The sequence below is a fragment of the Pseudomonas sp. CP-1 genome (assembly GCF_021213715.1).
GTDB lineage: Bacteria > Pseudomonadota > Gammaproteobacteria > Pseudomonadales > Pseudomonadaceae > Pseudomonas > Pseudomonas aeruginosa.
Genome location: NZ_JAJQKY010000015.1, coordinates 80,026 through 94,694 on the forward strand (window position 1 = coordinate 80,026; position 14,669 = coordinate 94,694).

General features: G+C 68.9%; 12 protein-coding genes. 10 read left to right on the forward strand and 2 right to left on the reverse strand.

All coding sequences use genetic code 11. The features are described 5' to 3' along the window. Positions 1–7 precede the first annotated feature (7 nt). The 10 genes from LT948_RS24650 (at position 8) to LT948_RS24695 (ending at position 13,790) form a co-directional block, all read left to right on the forward strand. A complete protein-coding gene (locus tag LT948_RS24650; protein ID WP_003113719.1) occupies positions 8–1,996 on the forward strand; it encodes a GumC family protein in 1,989 nt (662 codons plus the stop codon). Further along, positions 1,996–3,183 (forward strand): glycosyltransferase family 4 protein, encoded by a 1,188-nt coding sequence (locus tag LT948_RS24655; RefSeq protein ID WP_003089229.1) that lies wholly within the window; start codon positions 1,996–1,998, stop codon positions 3,181–3,183. Before LT948_RS24650 ends, LT948_RS24655 begins: the two co-directional genes overlap by 1 nt. Next, positions 3,173–4,501, forward strand: a complete 1,329-nt coding sequence (locus LT948_RS24660) for a cellulase family glycosylhydrolase (RefSeq protein WP_003089230.1) — start codon at positions 3,173–3,175, stop codon at positions 4,499–4,501. The genes LT948_RS24655 and LT948_RS24660 overlap by 11 nt, the downstream gene beginning before the upstream one ends. An 8-nt stretch (positions 4,502–4,509) precedes the next feature. Continuing rightward, the gene (locus LT948_RS24665; protein ID WP_003111163.1) at positions 4,510–5,718 is read left to right on the forward strand and encodes a glycosyltransferase family 4 protein; all 1,209 of its coding nucleotides are present in this window, start codon (positions 4,510–4,512) and stop codon (positions 5,716–5,718) included. Then, positions 5,709–6,812 (forward strand): glycosyltransferase family 4 protein, encoded by a 1,104-nt coding sequence (locus LT948_RS24670; RefSeq protein ID WP_003089232.1) that lies wholly within the window; start codon positions 5,709–5,711, stop codon positions 6,810–6,812. The genes LT948_RS24665 and LT948_RS24670 overlap by 10 nt, the downstream gene beginning before the upstream one ends. A gap of 2 nt (positions 6,813–6,814) precedes the next feature. Further along, on the forward strand, positions 6,815–8,251 hold the full coding sequence (locus tag LT948_RS24675; protein ID WP_003111164.1) for a biofilm formation protein PslJ: 1,437 nt from the start codon (positions 6,815–6,817) through the stop codon (positions 8,249–8,251). Position 8,252: 1 nt separating this feature from the next. Continuing rightward, positions 8,253–9,662: a lipid II flippase MurJ gene (locus tag LT948_RS24680; protein WP_003111165.1), complete on the forward strand. Its 1,410-nt coding sequence runs from the start codon at positions 8,253–8,255 to the stop codon at positions 9,660–9,662. Positions 9,663–9,744: 82 nt separating this feature from the next. Beyond that, positions 9,745–10,812, forward strand: coding sequence for an acyltransferase family protein (locus tag LT948_RS24685; RefSeq protein WP_003089238.1), 1,068 nt, complete (start codon positions 9,745–9,747; stop codon positions 10,810–10,812). A 187-nt stretch (positions 10,813–10,999) separates the two neighbouring features. Continuing rightward, positions 11,000–12,733: an FAD-dependent oxidoreductase gene (locus LT948_RS24690; protein WP_073657023.1), complete on the forward strand. Its 1,734-nt coding sequence runs from the start codon at positions 11,000–11,002 to the stop codon at positions 12,731–12,733. A 55-nt stretch (positions 12,734–12,788) separates the two neighbouring features. Beyond that, positions 12,789–13,790 carry a DNA topoisomerase IB gene (locus LT948_RS24695; RefSeq protein ID WP_031636165.1) on the forward strand — a complete coding sequence of 334 codons (1,002 nt, stop codon included), beginning with the start codon at positions 12,789–12,791 and terminating at the stop codon, positions 13,788–13,790. On the opposite strand, the gene LT948_RS24700 is transcribed toward LT948_RS24695, so the two are convergent. Together LT948_RS24700 and LT948_RS24705 are read right to left on the reverse strand one after the other, a co-directional pair. Next, positions 13,791–14,084 (reverse strand): inner centromere protein, encoded by a 294-nt coding sequence (locus LT948_RS24700; protein ID WP_031636164.1) that lies wholly within the window; start codon positions 14,082–14,084, stop codon positions 13,791–13,793. 71 nt (positions 14,085–14,155) lie between these two features. Then, a complete protein-coding gene (locus LT948_RS24705) occupies positions 14,156–14,617 on the reverse strand; it encodes an Lrp/AsnC family transcriptional regulator (RefSeq protein ID WP_003089245.1) in 462 nt (153 codons plus the stop codon). Positions 14,618–14,669: the final 52 nt, after the last annotated feature.

Below are 14,669 nucleotides of genomic sequence, written 5' to 3' on the forward strand. Positions count from 1 at the left end.
CATCGCCATGATAGAAATTCGTTCCTTGCGTGATCTGTTGCGCCTGCTGTTCATCTACCAGCGCGAGTTCAAGCTGGCAGCCCTCAGCGCGGTGGTGATCATCGTCCTCGGCGCCTTCCTGCTGCCGGCCAAGTACGAGTCCAACGCACGCCTGCTGGTCAAGCCGGGTCGTGACTCGACCCTGCCGATCGAGATCAGCAACCGCCAGGCACTGGTGATGCCGAGCACCCAGCGCGACCCTATCGTCGACGAAGAACGCCTGCTCACCGGCCGGCCGATCGTCCGCCAGGTGGCCGAGCGCTACCTCGAGGTGCTGGCCAACCGGCCGCCGCCGGAGGGCCTGTGGAAGCGCACCAAGTTCTATGTGAAGAAGGCCATCGGCGCGGTGTTCGACGGGATTCGCGTGACCCTGGAAACCTTCGGCGTGATCGAGGAAACCACCGCGGTCGAGCGCCTGGCCAAAGACCTGGAGAAGAAATTCGAGGTCACCCATGCGGCCGGCTCGACGGTGATGGAGATCAGCTTCACCTGGAGCGAGCCGGAAGTCGCCCAGGAAGTGGTCAAGGCCTGGATCGAGATCTACATGGAAGAGCGCACCCAGGCACTCGGCCGCAAGAGCCTGTACGCCTTCTACGAGGCGCAGACCGCCGACAGCGCGGCGCAGATCAAGAGCTACAAGGCGCAGATCCTCAAGCACCTCAACGAGATCGGCGCATCCAGCATCGAGGACCGCCTGCAGGACCTGTCCGAGCGGATCAACGTGCTGCGCGGCGAGCGTTTCAACTCGATCCGCCTGATCGCCTCCTCCGACAGCGCCCTGGAATCCACCCGCCAGCAACTCAAGGGGCTGCCCAGGGAGATCGTCACGGTGCGGCAGATCGCGCTGAACCCGGCGCAGCAGGACCTGCGCCGGCTGCTCAACCAGAAGCGCCTGGAACGCGCCGACATGATGCGCACCTACACCGACGACGCGCCGCCGGTGAAGGCCCTGGACGCCTCGATCCGTGCCCTGGAGAAGGAAGTCCAGGACGAAGGCGCCACCGTGCAGAGTTCCGAGGACCGCGCGCCGAACACCCTGACTACTCACCTGGAACGGGTCCTGCTGGACGAGACCAGCAACAACGCGGCCCTGCGCACCCAGCTCGCGGAGCAGGAAAAGCAGCTCGCCGAACTCGAGGCGCAACGGCGCGAAGCGCTGGACATCGAGCCGACCCTGGCGCGCCTGCAGCGCGAGCTGAACGCCACCGAGCGCAACTACGCGCTGTACGTCGACAGCCTGGAGAAATCGCGGATCGACCGTGAACTGGACAAGAGCCAGATCAGCAACATCTCGGTGATCGAGGAAGCCACCTACAACCCCGGGCGGATCTTCCCGAAAACCCTGCTGATGCTGTTCCTCGCCGTGCCCTTCGGCCTCGCCGTCGGCCTGCTGGTGGTCTATCTCTGCTACCTGCTCGACCAGCGCATCCACGACGGCGGCCTGGTCGAGGAGAAATTCGGCCTGCCGCTGTGGACCACCCTGCCGGAGCTGAGCAACAGCACCGCGGAGAGCAGCAACGCCTTCACCGCCAGCATCTACCGGCTGTACGGGCTGCTGCCCTACGCGCGCATCGAGGAAAAGGGCCTGACCCTGGGCCTGACCTCGGCGCGCCACGGTGAAGGCGTGACCTTCATCATCGAGCAACTGCGCCGCCTGCTGGAGGAAAACGGCGTGCGCGTGCGGATCGGCGGCGAACCGGCCCAGCCGGGCGAAGTGGTATTGCTCGACGCGCCGGCCCTGCTGGACAGCCGCGAGGCCTTCATCGCCCTGCGCCGCGCCGACCTGATCGCCCTGGTGGTAGAGGCGCAGAAGAGCACCGTGCCGGTGGTCGAGCATGCGCTGACCATCCTCACCACGGCGTTCGGCAAGGTCGACGGGATCATCATCAACCGGCGCCGCTTCGAGGTGCCGAGCAAGGTCCTGCAGACCATCGCCCGCTACCGGAGCGCGTTCTGATGCGGATCGCCCTCCTCGCGCCCCTGCCGCCGGAAAAGAATGGCATCGCCGACTACGCCAGTCATTTCCGCAACGCCCTGCAGGGTCTCGGCATCGAAGTAGCCACGCCGCTCGCCGGCGTGGCGGCCGACAGCGCGAATATCGCCAGCCGGCTGGACAGCGTCGACTGGAACGCCTTCGACCTGGTCCATGCCGAACTCGGCGGCGGCCGCCTGGGTGAGTTCATCGCCCTGCGCGAGCTGCGCAAGCGCTTCCCGCGCCTGCCGCTGAGCGCCACGGTGCACGATCCGGAGCGCATGGTCTGGCGCCGCGAGCGCCTGCCCTGGCCGCTGAACCTGCTGGAACGCCTGCCCTCCCCCCTGCCCCAGGCCGCCGTGGTGCTCGCCGACCCGCTGACCCTGCGCGAAGAGCGTGCCGTGGCCCAGGGCCTGACGCGCCTGGTGACCCTCACCGGCCTGGGCGGCGAGTGCCTGGCCCGGCGGATGCGCCTGCCGCCCGGGCGGGTCGAGGTGATCAACCACGGCAACCTGGAGATCGCCACGGTGCCGCTGCCGTCGCTGGACACCCTGCGCCTGCTGTACTTCGGATTCATCTATCGCGGCAAAGGCATCGAGGACCTGCTCGAGGCCCTCGCCGACCTGTTCGCCAGCGCGCCGGAGATGCGCCAGCGCGTGCGCCTGACCCTGGCCGGCGGCACCGCCGCGGAAATGGCCTTCGGCGCCGGCGGCAACTACCTCGACCAGTTGAAGGCACAGATCGCCGAGCTTGGCCTGGCCGATGCCATCGACTGGAACCTGAACCTGGCCGCCGCGGACATCCCACGTACCATCCAGGCCCACCACGTGATGGTCCTGCCGTACCGCGAGTCGAAGAAACTCGGTCTGCTCGGCCAGCAGCGCGGCACCAGCGGCGCCCTGTCCTGGGCGGCAGCCTGCGGGCGCGGCGCGATCACCTCGGACGCTCGCGCCTTCGCCGAGGAAGTCGCCAGCGGCAACGGCGCCATCTACCCTCAGGGAGACGTGGCAGCCCTCTCCGAACAGTTGTTGAACCTCGCTCGCGAACCCCGCCTAGCACAGGCCTGGGCCGAGCGCGCCGGAGCGATCGGCCATGCGCGGACCTGGCCGCGCACCGCGCTGCGCTTCCAGGCACTGTTCAACGACATGGTGGGAACCGTTCATGGCACGTAAGGGACTCTATCTGGGCGGCAGCGCGCTGCTGCTCGCCGTGGTACTGCTGCTGGTGTTCTGGGGGCGTCCCGCGGACGCCGAGATCCAGGTACTGAAGGCGCCTCGCGCGGTGGTCTGGAAAGACTTCCTCGGGGTCAACGCGCAGTTCCTCTGGTTCAGCCCGGAGCGCTACAACAAGCAGATCGACCGCCTGCAGGACCTGGGGCTGGAGTGGGTGCGCCTGGACCTGCACTGGGACCGCCTGGAAACCGCCGAGGACCAGTACCAGTTGGCCTCCCTCGACCAGTTGGTCAAGGATCTCGAGGCGCGCCAGCTGAAGTCGGTGTTCTACCTGGTCGGTTCGGCCCGCTTCATCACCACCGCGCCGTTCTACTCGCCCTTCCAGGACCAGTATCCGCCGCGCGACCCGGAAGTCTTCGCCCGGCGCATGGCGATGCTCTCGCAGCGCTACCCGAGCGTGGCCGCCTGGCAGGTATGGAACGAGCCCAACCTGATCGGCTTCTGGCGGCCCAAGGCCGACCCGGAAGGCTACGCCAAGCTGCTCCAGGCCAGCACCATCGCCCTGCGCATGGTCGACCCGGAGAAGCCGGTGGTTTCCGCCGGCATGGCCTTCTTCAGCGAGATGCCCGACGGCCGTACCATGTTCGATGCCCTCGGCCACCTGGGCGTGGAGAGCCTCGGCACCATCGCCACCTACCACCCCTATACCCAGTTGCCGGAAGGCAACTACCCGTGGAACCTGGACTTCGTCTCCCACGCCAACCAGATCAACCGCGCCCTGCGCAACGCCGGCGTGCCGGCGATCTGGAGCACCGAGTGGGGCTGGTCGGCCTACAAGGGGCCGAAGGAGTTGCAGGACATCATTGGCGTCGAAGGCCAGGCCGACTACGTGCTGCGTCGCCTGGCGCTGATGAGTGCGCTGGACTACGACCGGATCTTCCTCTTCACCCTCAGCGATCTCGACCAGCGCGCCAGCGTGCGCGACCGCGACTACGGCCTGCTCGACCTGGACGCCAACCCCAAGCCGGTCTACCTGGCCCTGCAACGCTTTCTCAAGGTCACCGGGCCGAAGCTGCGCCCGGCCGACCCGCCGGTCACCGAGGACCTGCCCGACGGTTCCTTCAGCATCGGCTGGACCCGCGAGGACGGTCGCAACGTCTGGCTGTTCTGGTCGGCCCGCGGCGGCAACGTGCGCCTGCCGAAGCTCAAGGAGGCCACCCTGCACGATCCGCTCAGCGGCAAGGTCACGCCCTTGAGCGGCAGCGACGGCCTGGAAGTCCCGGTGAAGTCCAGCCTGCAGATGCTGGTCTGGGAGTGAAGCCACCCATGCGTATTCTCTGGATCCTGCCCTACTCGCCCTGGCCCACCACCAGCGGCGGCAAGACCCGCCAGTACCACCTGCTGCGCAGCCTCGCGGCACGCGGCCACCGGATCACCGTGCTGCTGCACAGCAAGCAGCCGGTGAGCGCCGAGGATCGCCAGGCCCTGGAGCCCTTCCTCGAACGCCTGGTCGTGCTGCCGCGCCGACCGCTGCGCAGCCTCTCCACGCTGCTCGCCGCGCTGTTCGCGCCCTACCCGCTGCTGGCCAGCGTCAACGGCCTGTCGGCGGAGCTGCAACGCACCGCCACGGAGTTGCTGCGCGAGCCCTGGGACGTGGTCCAGGTCGAGCACAGCTATAGCTTCCAGCCCTACGAGCGACCGCTGCGCGACGCCGGCCAGCCGTTCGTGCTCACCGAGCACAACGTCGAGTCGTCCCTCGGTGCCGCCACCTACGACCGCCTGCCGGGCTGGGCGCTGCCCTTCGTGCGCTACGACCAGTGGCGTTACCGCCGCTGGGAACGCCGGGTGATGAGCCAGGCGGCAGCGGTCGTCGCCGTGACCGAGAAAGATGCGCGGCAGCTCGGCGCGATGCTCGGGCGCCCGGTGCCAGTGGTGGTCAACGGGGTCGACTGCGAGCACTTCGCCGCCGCCCGGCCGACGCCCGAAGCGCAGCGCGTGCTGTTCCTCGGCAACTACGAATACGCACCGAACGTCGATGCCGTGGAATGGATGCTCGACGAGATCCTGCCGCGGGTCTGGGCACACTGCCCCGAGGCGCGCATGAGCGTCTGCGGCTATGCGCTGCCGGCGGACTGGGCGCAACGCTGGAGCGATCCGCGCATCGAATGGCAAGGCTTCGTTCCCGACCTGCTGCAACTGCAATCGAGCAGTTCGGTGTTCCTCGCCGCGCTGCGCCATGGCGGCGGTTCGAAGCTGAAGGTGCTCGAGGCCCTGGCCGCCGGACTGCCGCTGGCGAGTACCGCGCAGGGCGTTTCCGGCCTGGAACTGCGGGACGGCGAGGACTACCTGGGCGGCGAAACCGCCGAGCAGCTCGCCAACGCCGTAGTGCGCCTGTTGCAGGACCCGGCGCGGGCCCGCGTGCTGGGCGAGAACGGCCGCGCCTACGCGCGCCGCGCGCACGACTGGAGCGTCGCCGCCAGCCAACTGGAACAGGTCTACGCCGGCCTCGCCGAAGGAGCGCCGGCATGCGCATAGGACTCGACTACCGCACCGTCGGCAGCTCGCCGCACTCGGGCATCAGCCGCCAGGTCTATGCCATGGAGCAGGCCCTGGAAAGCCTGCCCGGCACGCAGGTGACCCGCTTCACCGTGGCCCCTCTCGACGACCCGCTGCGCCAGCGGGCGGTCTGCCCGCCGTGGGGCTGTCCGCGCACCGCGATGCACCAGCCGCACCAGCGCCTGCGCTTCGAAGCCGGGTTCCTCCCACGCGCCTTGCGCGAGCAGGACATCGACCTGTACATCAGCACCTTCAACATGGGCCTGCCGCTACCGCCGCGTCCGCCGGGCGTGCGCTATGCGCTGCTGATCCACGACCTGTTCCAGATCACCCTGAAGAACTACCACGCCAACCGCCTGAAGGCGCTGGTCTATCGAGTCAGCGACTACCTGTCGATCGCCTATGCGCTGCGTGTCGCCGACCGTGTCTGGACCCCTTCGCAGTACAGCGCCGACGAGGCTGTGCGGCTGTTTCCCGGGGTCGCCGGGAAAGTCCGGGTGCTGCCCAACCAGGTCGACGGCTTCGCCGGCGAACCCGCCGACCTCTCGGCACGCGGCCTGCCGCCACGCTACTGGCTGCTGGTGGGTACCCGCGAACTGCGCAAGAACGTGCCCTGGTTCGTCAGCGCCTGGGCCCGGGCGCGCGCCCAGGCGCCCGGCGTGCCGCCGCTGGTGCTGGTCGGCAGCCTCGACCACCTGCCCGAGGAACAACGCGGCTTGCCCGGCCTGCACGCGCTCGGCGGGCTCGACGACGCCGAACTGCACGCGCTGTACCGCCAGGCCGAGCGGCTCTGGCAACCGTCCTACGCGGAAGGCTTCGGCCTGCCGGTGGTCGAGGCGCTGAGCGTCGGCACGCCGGTGGCGGTGGCCAGCGGCACCTCGCTGGACGAAGTCACCCCGCCGTCGGCGCCGCGCTTCTCGCCCAGCGACGGCGCCGCCCTGGAACGCCTGATGCTGCGCCTGGCCGATGCGCCGCGCGAAGCCTCGGCGGAAGAACTCATCGCCTGGGCCGCGCGCTTCAACCGCGAAGCCTACCGGCAACGGCTGGCCGCACTGATCGAGGAACTGAGTTGAGAATGTCGTTGGGAAACCTCGTCGCTGTCGTCTTCGGCCTGGCCTTCGGCGGAGCGCTGCTGATGCTCAGCCCGGCCAAGGCCGGCGCCGCCATGGTCGGCCTGGCGGCCGCGGTCACCATCCTGCGCTTCCCGTTCTGGGGGCTGCTGCTGTTCGCCCTGGTGGCGACCTTCATGCCCTACTCCACGGTCAACGTGGGGATCCGTTCGACGGTCAGCGAAGCGATCCTCGCCCTGACCTGGGGCGCGGTGCTCTGGCACATCTTCCTCTCGCGCCTGCCGCCGGCGCCGACGCTGCGCTACCGCTCCACCGAGCGCATGCTGCTGTGGCTGATGCTGTTCACCGTGCTGCCGTTCGTGGTCGGCCAGGTCAGCATCAAGGCCGAGGCCAGCGGCCTGTCGAACTGGCTGCGCTGGTTGCTCAACCTGTCCATCGTGTTCCTCGCCGGACGCCTGCTGGTGGAGCGCAAGAACCGCGAGACACTGGTCATCGCCCTGCTGCTGGGCACCCTGGCGATGCTGCTGATGTCCATCGCGGTGTTCATCCGCTACCGCTCGGCGTCGGGGATGGCGCCGATCCTGGCGATGTTCAACTACGCCAACCTGGACACCCTCAAGTTTGGCCTGGAGGCGCTTTCCTCGCGAATGGGCTCGCCATGGATGCACCCCAACGCCACCGGCGGGATCATGGCCCTGCTGCTGCCCCTGGCGTTCTGCTACGGGGTCGCCAACCAGGGCTGGCGGCGCGGCCTGGGCCTCGCCGTGGCGGTCCTCGGCGCCGCCGCGATCCTCCTCGCCAGTTCCCGCGGGGCGATGCTCAGCCTGGCGGTGGTGCTGTTCTGGATGTCCCTGCGCAAGGTGCCCTACACCGGCCGCCTGCTGTTGCTCGGGGTCGGCCTGGTGGTGGTCCTGGTGCTCAGCTACCCGCCGTTGCAGGAACGCCTGGCGACCATCTTCTCGCCGCAGAACGCCAGTACCGAGGTGCGCTTCGACGAATACCGGATGTTCCCCAAGGCCGTCGCCCGCTATCCGCTGGGAATCGGCTTCAAGGTCGACCCGCCGGTGCCGGGCACCGACCTCCTGGGCATCTCCAACCTGTGGCTGAACTTCATGTACAAGGTCGGCCTCGGCGGCATGCTGCTGTTCATCGCGGTGACCTGGCGCTGGTGGCGCGAAGCCCGTCCGGAGAAAGGCCCGATCCGCCTGACCCGCGACAACGCGATCTGGCTGGGCAGCACCGGCGGCATCCTGGCGGCGCTGGTCAGCGGCCTGTTCGACCACTACTTCAGCTTCGCCGTGGTGATGATCGGCCTGTTCTGGCTGCTGGTCGGGATCAACCTGCTGGAAGCCCGCCGGCTGTTCCCGGAACGCCAGCCGCAACCGCGGGCGGTGGGTTATCGCAAGCTCAAGCGACAGCTCGAGCGCGGGGCCGAGGCCTGAGATGCTCGGCTCCGCCTTCTGGCTGACCCTGGCCACCCTGCTCGGCCTGTGCCTGGGCTTCGCCCGCGAATGGCTGCTGGTGGCCTCCTGGGGCGCCGGCGAGCGCAGCGACGCCTTCCTCATCGCCCTGTTCCTGCCCGAGGCCCTGCGCATGTCGCTGGCCGGCGGCGTGCTCAGCGCGGCGGCCCTGCCACTGTTCCTCGAACGCCAGGGCGAACGTCGCCTCGACTGGCTGGCGGCGATCCTCCCGGCGCTGCTCGGTATCGCCGTAGCGCTCAGCCTCCTGCTGCTGGCGGCGGCGCCCTGGCTGGTGCGCTTGCTCGGCCCGGGCCTGGCCGAGACGGCCAGCGCCCAGGCCGCGGCCAACTTGCGGATCCTCGCCTGGTGCGTGCCGGGGCTGATGCTCCATGCGCTGTTCAGCATTCCCCTGCAGGCCGCCGAGCGCTTCGTCCTGGCCGGACTCGGCTCGCTGCTGTTCAACCTGCCGCCGGTGCTCTACCTGGCCTTGCACGGCCAGGCCAGCCAGCCCGAACAGTTGGCCCTGGCCTGCCTGCTCGGCAGCCTGCTGATGCCGCTGGTGCTGCTGCCCTCGCTGTGGATCGAGGGCTGGCGGCCCTGGCACTGGCGCCTGTCCGGCACCGAACTGGGCGAGCTTGGCGGGCGCATCGCTCCGCTGCTGCTGAGCAACGCCGCCAGCCAGGGCCTGGCGCTGGTCGAGCGGCTGGTGGCCTCGCTGCTCGGCGAAGGCGCGGTGACCTGGGTCAACCTGGCGCGCAAGCTGATGAACCTGCCGCTGATCGCCCTGATGAGCCTCAACCAGGTGTTGCTCGGCATGATGAGCCGACGCCAGGGTGGCGAGCGCCTGGCCCTGCTTCGCCGCGGCCTGGAGACCGCCAGCCTGCTGACCCTGCCGGCCGGGGTCGGGCTGGTCGCCGCCGCACCCGGCCTGGTGGCCCTGTTGCTGCCGCAGCAGACCGCCGGCTCGCCGTTGCCGGCGCTGCTGGCCTGGTTCGCCGTGCCACTGGTGTTCGGCGCCTGGAATGCCTTGCTGGCGCGTTACGCCTACGCCGCCGGCGATACTCGCCTGCCACTGCGCTGCGAGCTGCTCGGCAGCGCGCTGAACGCCGCGCTGCTGGCGGTCCTGCCGTTGATTTTCGGACTGCCGGGGATTCCCCTCGCAGCCCTTGGCGGGGTGCTCTGCACCGCGCTGCTGCTGATGCGTCGCCAGGCCCTGCTCGGCGCCCTGCCCTGGGCCCGGCTGTGGCTGCTGAGCGCCCTGGCCATGGCACTGGCCGCCGGCCTGCTGTTCCGCATCGACGGCATCTGGCTGCAATTGGGCCTGGGCACCGTCGCCGGCTGCCTGGCGCTGCTCGGCATGGCGCTCTGGCTGCGGCCCTGGCGCACCGATTGACCCATGGCTCCGGGTAGGGAGCCTGGCCCTGGGGGCCTTCGAACAACCACTGTGAGTTAGCGCGTCAAGCGGGAGTTGCAAAGTGAAAAAACGCTGGATTCAGATGGATGTGACCCGCGGCGTGGGCATCCTGATCATCGTCTTCGGGCACAGCTGGTTCGTCGCCAGTTCGCCGACCGTGCTCTATCCGTTGCTCTCTCCGTTCATCCTGCCACTGTTCTTCTTCATTTCCGGGGTGTTCTTCAGGACCGAGCAACCCTTCGGCGAGATGGCCCTGCGCAAGGCCGACGCCCTGCTCAAGCCGTTCTTCGTGACCATGCTCGGCTACGTCATCCTCCGCGACCTGCTGCGCGGCCAGCCGCTGCTGCCGGACATCGGCGGAGTGCTGTACGCCTCGGTCGACACCCTGCCCTGGCAGGCGCTCTGGTACCTGCCGCACTTCTGGGTAGCGACCCTGTTCGCCTGGTTCATGCTGCGCGTCATCCAGCGTCTCGGCCTGTCCCTCGCCGCCAGTTGCGTGCTGCTGGCCGTGCAACTGGGCCTGGGCATCCTGTTCCTCAAGACGTTCTGGCAGATCCCGGTGGAGTTCGGCGGCGAACAGTACCTGCTGCCGGGCCTGCCGTTCAGCCTGGACATCACCCTGATCAGCAGCGCCCACTTCATGTTCGGCTATGTCCTGCGCGACGTCCTGCGTCGCCACCAGAGTTCGTTGCTGACCCTGTGCATCGCCCTTGCCGTGACCACCGCCAGCTTCCTCTACTACCCGACGGTGGTGGACATGGCGCAGCGCCGCTACGACCACTGGTTCTGGGCCACCGTCCAGGCAGTGAGCGGCGTCTACCTGTGCTGGGCGCTGTCCGGGCTGATGATGAAGATCGACTGGCTGGGCAAGGCGATGACCTACATCGGCCAGTCGACCCTGATCCTGCTGATCTTCCACGGCGAGATCCAGCACAAGACCTTCAACCTGCTGGTCCACCTGGGCCTGTCGGAACCGGCCGCTGCCAGCGTCGCCCTGGTGATCTCGGTGATCGTCTCGCTGCTGATCGGCGAAGTGATCAAGCGCGTCGCGCTGCTGCGCGCCCTCTACTTCCCCTTCCCGGTGCGCAAGAAGGCCGCCGCGGTCCAGGGCGGCGGCGAAGCGCGCTGACGCCCTCGGCCCGGTGCGCCTGCGCCGGGCCTTTCCCCTCCCGTCTCCCTTTTCCCTAACGGGCGGCCGACCTCGCTTCGACCTGGCCGATGATCGCCCGCTCCTTTCGCCGAGCGGGTTGGTAGGCGGGCATTGCCTCCCTAGAATATGGAACATCGTTCCGAAATCTTGAAAAAAGGGAGAAGCCATGACCTCTGCGGCCGTCGAGACCACCCCGCTAACCTGCGACCTGCTGGTCGTCGGCTCCGGCGCCGCCGGGCTGGCGGCGGCGGTGACCGCGGCCTGGCACGGGCGCCGGGTAGTCCTGGTGGAGAAGGACCCGGTGTTCGGCGGCGCCAGCGCCTGGTCCGGCGGCTGGGCCTGGTTGCCGCGCAACCCGCTGGCGCGTCGCGCCGGCATCGAGGAGGACATCGAGCAACCGCGTACCTACCTGCGCCACGAACTGGGCGAGCGTTACGACGCCGCGCGGATCGACGCCTTCCTCGAAGCCTGCCCGCACATGGTGGCCTTCTTCGAGCGTCACACCCACCTGCGGTTCGTCGACGGCAACGGCATCCCGGACATGCATGGCGACACGCCGGGCGCCGCCGAGGGCGGCCACCAGCTGGTCGCCGCGCCCTATGACGCACGGCAACTGGGCCCGCTGCTGCCGCGCCTGCGCAAGACCCTGCGGGAGACCTCGTTCATGGGCATGCCGATCATGGCCGGCGCCGACCTCGCCGCCTTCCTCGACCTGACCCGCTCGCTGCCGGCCTTCCTGCATGTCGCCCGGCGCTTTTCCAGCCACCTCTGGCACCTGCTGCGCTACGGTCGCGCCATGCACCTGGTCAATGGCGTGGCTCTGGTAGCGCGCCTGGCCAAGTCCGCCGAAGCCCTGGGTGTGCGCCTGATCGAATCGGCGCCAGCCCGCGAACTGCTGCTGCGTGACGGCAAGGTGGTCGGCGCGCTGGTCGAGAGCGCCGAGGGACTCCTGCGCATCGAGGCAGGCGCCGTGGTCCTGGCCTGCGGCGGCTTTCCCCATGATCCGCAGCGCCGCGCCGAGCTGGCCCCCACCCTGGACACCCTGCTGCCGCTGCCGCCGCCGGGCTGCAACGGCGACGGCTTGCGCCTGGGGGAAAGCGCCGGCGGCCGGGTGGCCGACGACCTGCGCTCGCCGATCGCCTGGGCGCCGGTCTCGCGAATTCCCCACGGCGATGGCGAGACCGGGCACTTCCCGCACATCATCGAGCGCGGCAAGCCCGGGGTGATCGGCGTGCTGGCCAACGGCAGGCGCTTCGTCAATGAGGCGCACGGTTACCACGACTATGTCGCCGCCCTGCTCGAGGCCACCCCGCCCGGGCAGCCGGCACGCTCCTGGCTGGTCTGCGACCGGCGCTTCCTGCGTCGCTACGGCCTCGGCTACGTGCGTCCGGCGCCGCTGCCGATCGCCGCGCACCTGCGCAGCGGCTATCTCAAGCGCGGGACCAGCCTGGATCAGTTGGCAAGGAGCTGCGGCATCGACCCGTCCGGCCTGGCCGCCACCGTCGCCGAATACAACCGCCACGCCCGCGAGGGCCGCGACCCAGAGTTCGGCCGCGGCGGCACGGCATTCAACCGCAAGCAGGGCGACCCGGCGTATCCGGGGCCGAATCCCTGCGTCGCCCCCATCGAACGCGGACCGTACTACGCGGTGCAGGTCGAGCCCGGCTGCTTCGGTACCTTCGCCGGGCTGAAGACCGACGCCCAGGCCCGCGTGCTGGACGGCGGCGGCCAGCCGATCCCCGGCCTGTACGCGGCGGGAGCGGACATGGCGAGTCTGTTCGCCGGCCACTATCCCTCCGGCGGCATCAACCTGGGACCGGCGCTGACCTTCGGCTACATCGCCGGACGCCACATCGCCGGCGCCATCGGCTACGAGCAGGAGCAAGCGCAGCGCGGTTGAACGTTCCAACGGGCGCAGCGGCCTAAACAGGCAAGCTTTCCTTCGGAACCCAAGCATGAGCGCAGCGCCACCGGAGATCCCCGCCCTGCCCGCCGGCCTCTGCTACGTCGACGACCGCCAGCCGGGCATCCGTCGACGCCGGCAGGGCAAGCGCTTCGTCTATTTCGACGCCAACGGCCAGCGCATCGGCGACGCCGAGGAAATCCGCCGGCTGGACAAGCTGGCCATTCCGCCGGCCTATCGCGAGGTCTGGATCTGTCCCGACCCCAACGGCCATCTCCAGGCCACCGGCCGCGACGCCCGTGGGCGCAAGCAGTACCGCTACCACCCGCGCTGGCGCGAGGTACGCGATGCCGACAAGTACGAGCGCCTGCTGCGCTTCGGCCAGGCGCTGCCGCGGCTGCGCCGGCACATCGACGCCCAGTTGCGCCTGCCCGGCCTCGGTCGCGACAAGGTGGTGGCCCTGGCGGTTGCGCTGCTCGACGCCACCCTGATCCGCGTCGGCAACCACCGCTACGCCCGCGACAACCGCTCCTACGGCCTGACCACCCTGCGTACCCGGCACGTCGACGTGAACGGCAGTCGCATCCGGTTCCGCTTCAAGGGCAAGAGCGGCATCGAGCACGACGTCAGCCTGGAGCATCCGCGCCTGGCGCGGGTGCTGCGGCGCTGCCTGGAATTGCCCGGCCAGGACCTGTTGCAGTACCTGGACGAGGACGGCCAGCCGCACCGCATCGGCTCCCACGACATCAATGAGTACCTGCGCCGGCATACCGGCGAGGATTTCAGCGCCAAGGACTACCGTACCTGGGCCGGCAGCGCGCTGGCGCTGGAGCGCCTGCGGCGTGCCGAAGCCGACGGGCTTGGCGCGGTGGTGGCGGAGGTCGCCGCCGAATTGGGCAACAGCGTGGCGATCTGCCGGCAATGCTACATCCACCCGGCGATCATCGAGGCCTACCAGGCCGGACAACTGGGCCAGCTCAGGCGCGCCCGCAAGCGCCGCTGGCTGAGTGCCGAGGAAGTGACCCTGCTGGCCTTCCTCGACACGCCCGGCTGATCAGTTGCCCGGGTGCGGATCGATGCCGTGCCGGCGCAGCAGGCCGAGCAGGCGGCCAATCTCGGTCTGGCAGGCTTCCAGTTCCTTACGCAGGGTGTGTTCGCGGCGCTGCTGCTCCAGCTTCACGCGTTCGAGTTCGGCGCGCGCCTCACGGCGGATCTGCCGCTCGCGCTCCTTGTCGGAATGCTCGGCGCCGAGGGCCTCTTCGGTCTTGCGCGCGCGGTATTCGCGCATCCGCTGGGCGGCCGACTTGGCCTTGCCGCTCGGCTTGGGCCCGGGTTTGCTGGCTTTCATGAACGCCTCCATCTGCGTAACGTTACGCAATCAGAATAGCGTAACGTTACGCAGATAAACAGGGTCTATGCTTAGAGCGGCGGGGCCGAGCGCAGCATCACCGACTTCAGCGCGAAGGCCGACTTGATGCCAGCCACGCCGGGAATGCAGGTCAGGGTATTGGTGAGGAACGCCTGGTAGGCGGCGAGATCCTTGACCACAACCCGCAGCATGTAGTCGGCATCGCCGGTCATCTGGAAACAGCTCATGACCTGCGGCGCATCGACGATGCGTTCCTCGAAGCGCGCGAGGTAGTCGCCGGTCTGCTTTTCCAGGGACACCGAGACGAACACGCTCATCGCCCCGGACAGGCGCTCCTCGTCGAGCCGGGCGAAGTAGCCCTGGATGTAGTGTTCCTCTTCCAGGCGGCGTACCCGGCGCAGCGTCGGCGTCAGCGACAGGCCGACCTTCTGGGCGAGATCGCGCCAGCTCAGGCGGCCGTCGTCGGCCAGGGCGCGGAGGATTTTCAGGTCGATGCGGTCGAGTTCAGCCATGGTGCGTTGTTTCTCTTGTCAGCGATTCTTGTAGTTCAAACAACCCAATACT

Bases quoted from the DNA above. Each gene is read 5' to 3' on its own strand.
- LT948_RS24690 (WP_073657023.1), top strand. From the start codon at position 11,000: ATGACCTCTGCGGCCGTCGAGACCACCCCGCTAACCTGCGACCTGCTG.
- LT948_RS24655 (WP_003089229.1), top strand. From the start codon at position 1,996: ATGCGGATCGCCCTCCTCGCGCCCCTGCCGCCGGAAAAGAATGGCATC.
- LT948_RS24660 (WP_003089230.1), top strand. From the start codon at position 3,173: ATGGCACGTAAGGGACTCTATCTGGGCGGCAGCGCGCTGCTGCTCGCC.
- LT948_RS24695 (WP_031636165.1), top strand. From the start codon at position 12,789: ATGAGCGCAGCGCCACCGGAGATCCCCGCCCTGCCCGCCGGCCTCTGC.
- LT948_RS24705 (WP_003089245.1), bottom strand. From the start codon at position 14,617: ATGGCTGAACTCGACCGCATCGACCTGAAAATCCTCCGCGCCCTGGCC.
- LT948_RS24675 (WP_003111164.1), top strand. From the start codon at position 6,815: ATGTCGTTGGGAAACCTCGTCGCTGTCGTCTTCGGCCTGGCCTTCGGC.
- LT948_RS24700 (WP_031636164.1), bottom strand. From the start codon at position 14,084: ATGAAAGCCAGCAAACCCGGGCCCAAGCCGAGCGGCAAGGCCAAGTCG.
- LT948_RS24665 (WP_003111163.1), top strand. From the start codon at position 4,510: ATGCGTATTCTCTGGATCCTGCCCTACTCGCCCTGGCCCACCACCAGC.
- LT948_RS24680 (WP_003111165.1), top strand. From the start codon at position 8,253: ATGCTCGGCTCCGCCTTCTGGCTGACCCTGGCCACCCTGCTCGGCCTG.
- LT948_RS24670 (WP_003089232.1), top strand. From the start codon at position 5,709: ATGCGCATAGGACTCGACTACCGCACCGTCGGCAGCTCGCCGCACTCG.
- LT948_RS24650 (WP_003113719.1), top strand. From the start codon at position 8: ATGATAGAAATTCGTTCCTTGCGTGATCTGTTGCGCCTGCTGTTCATC.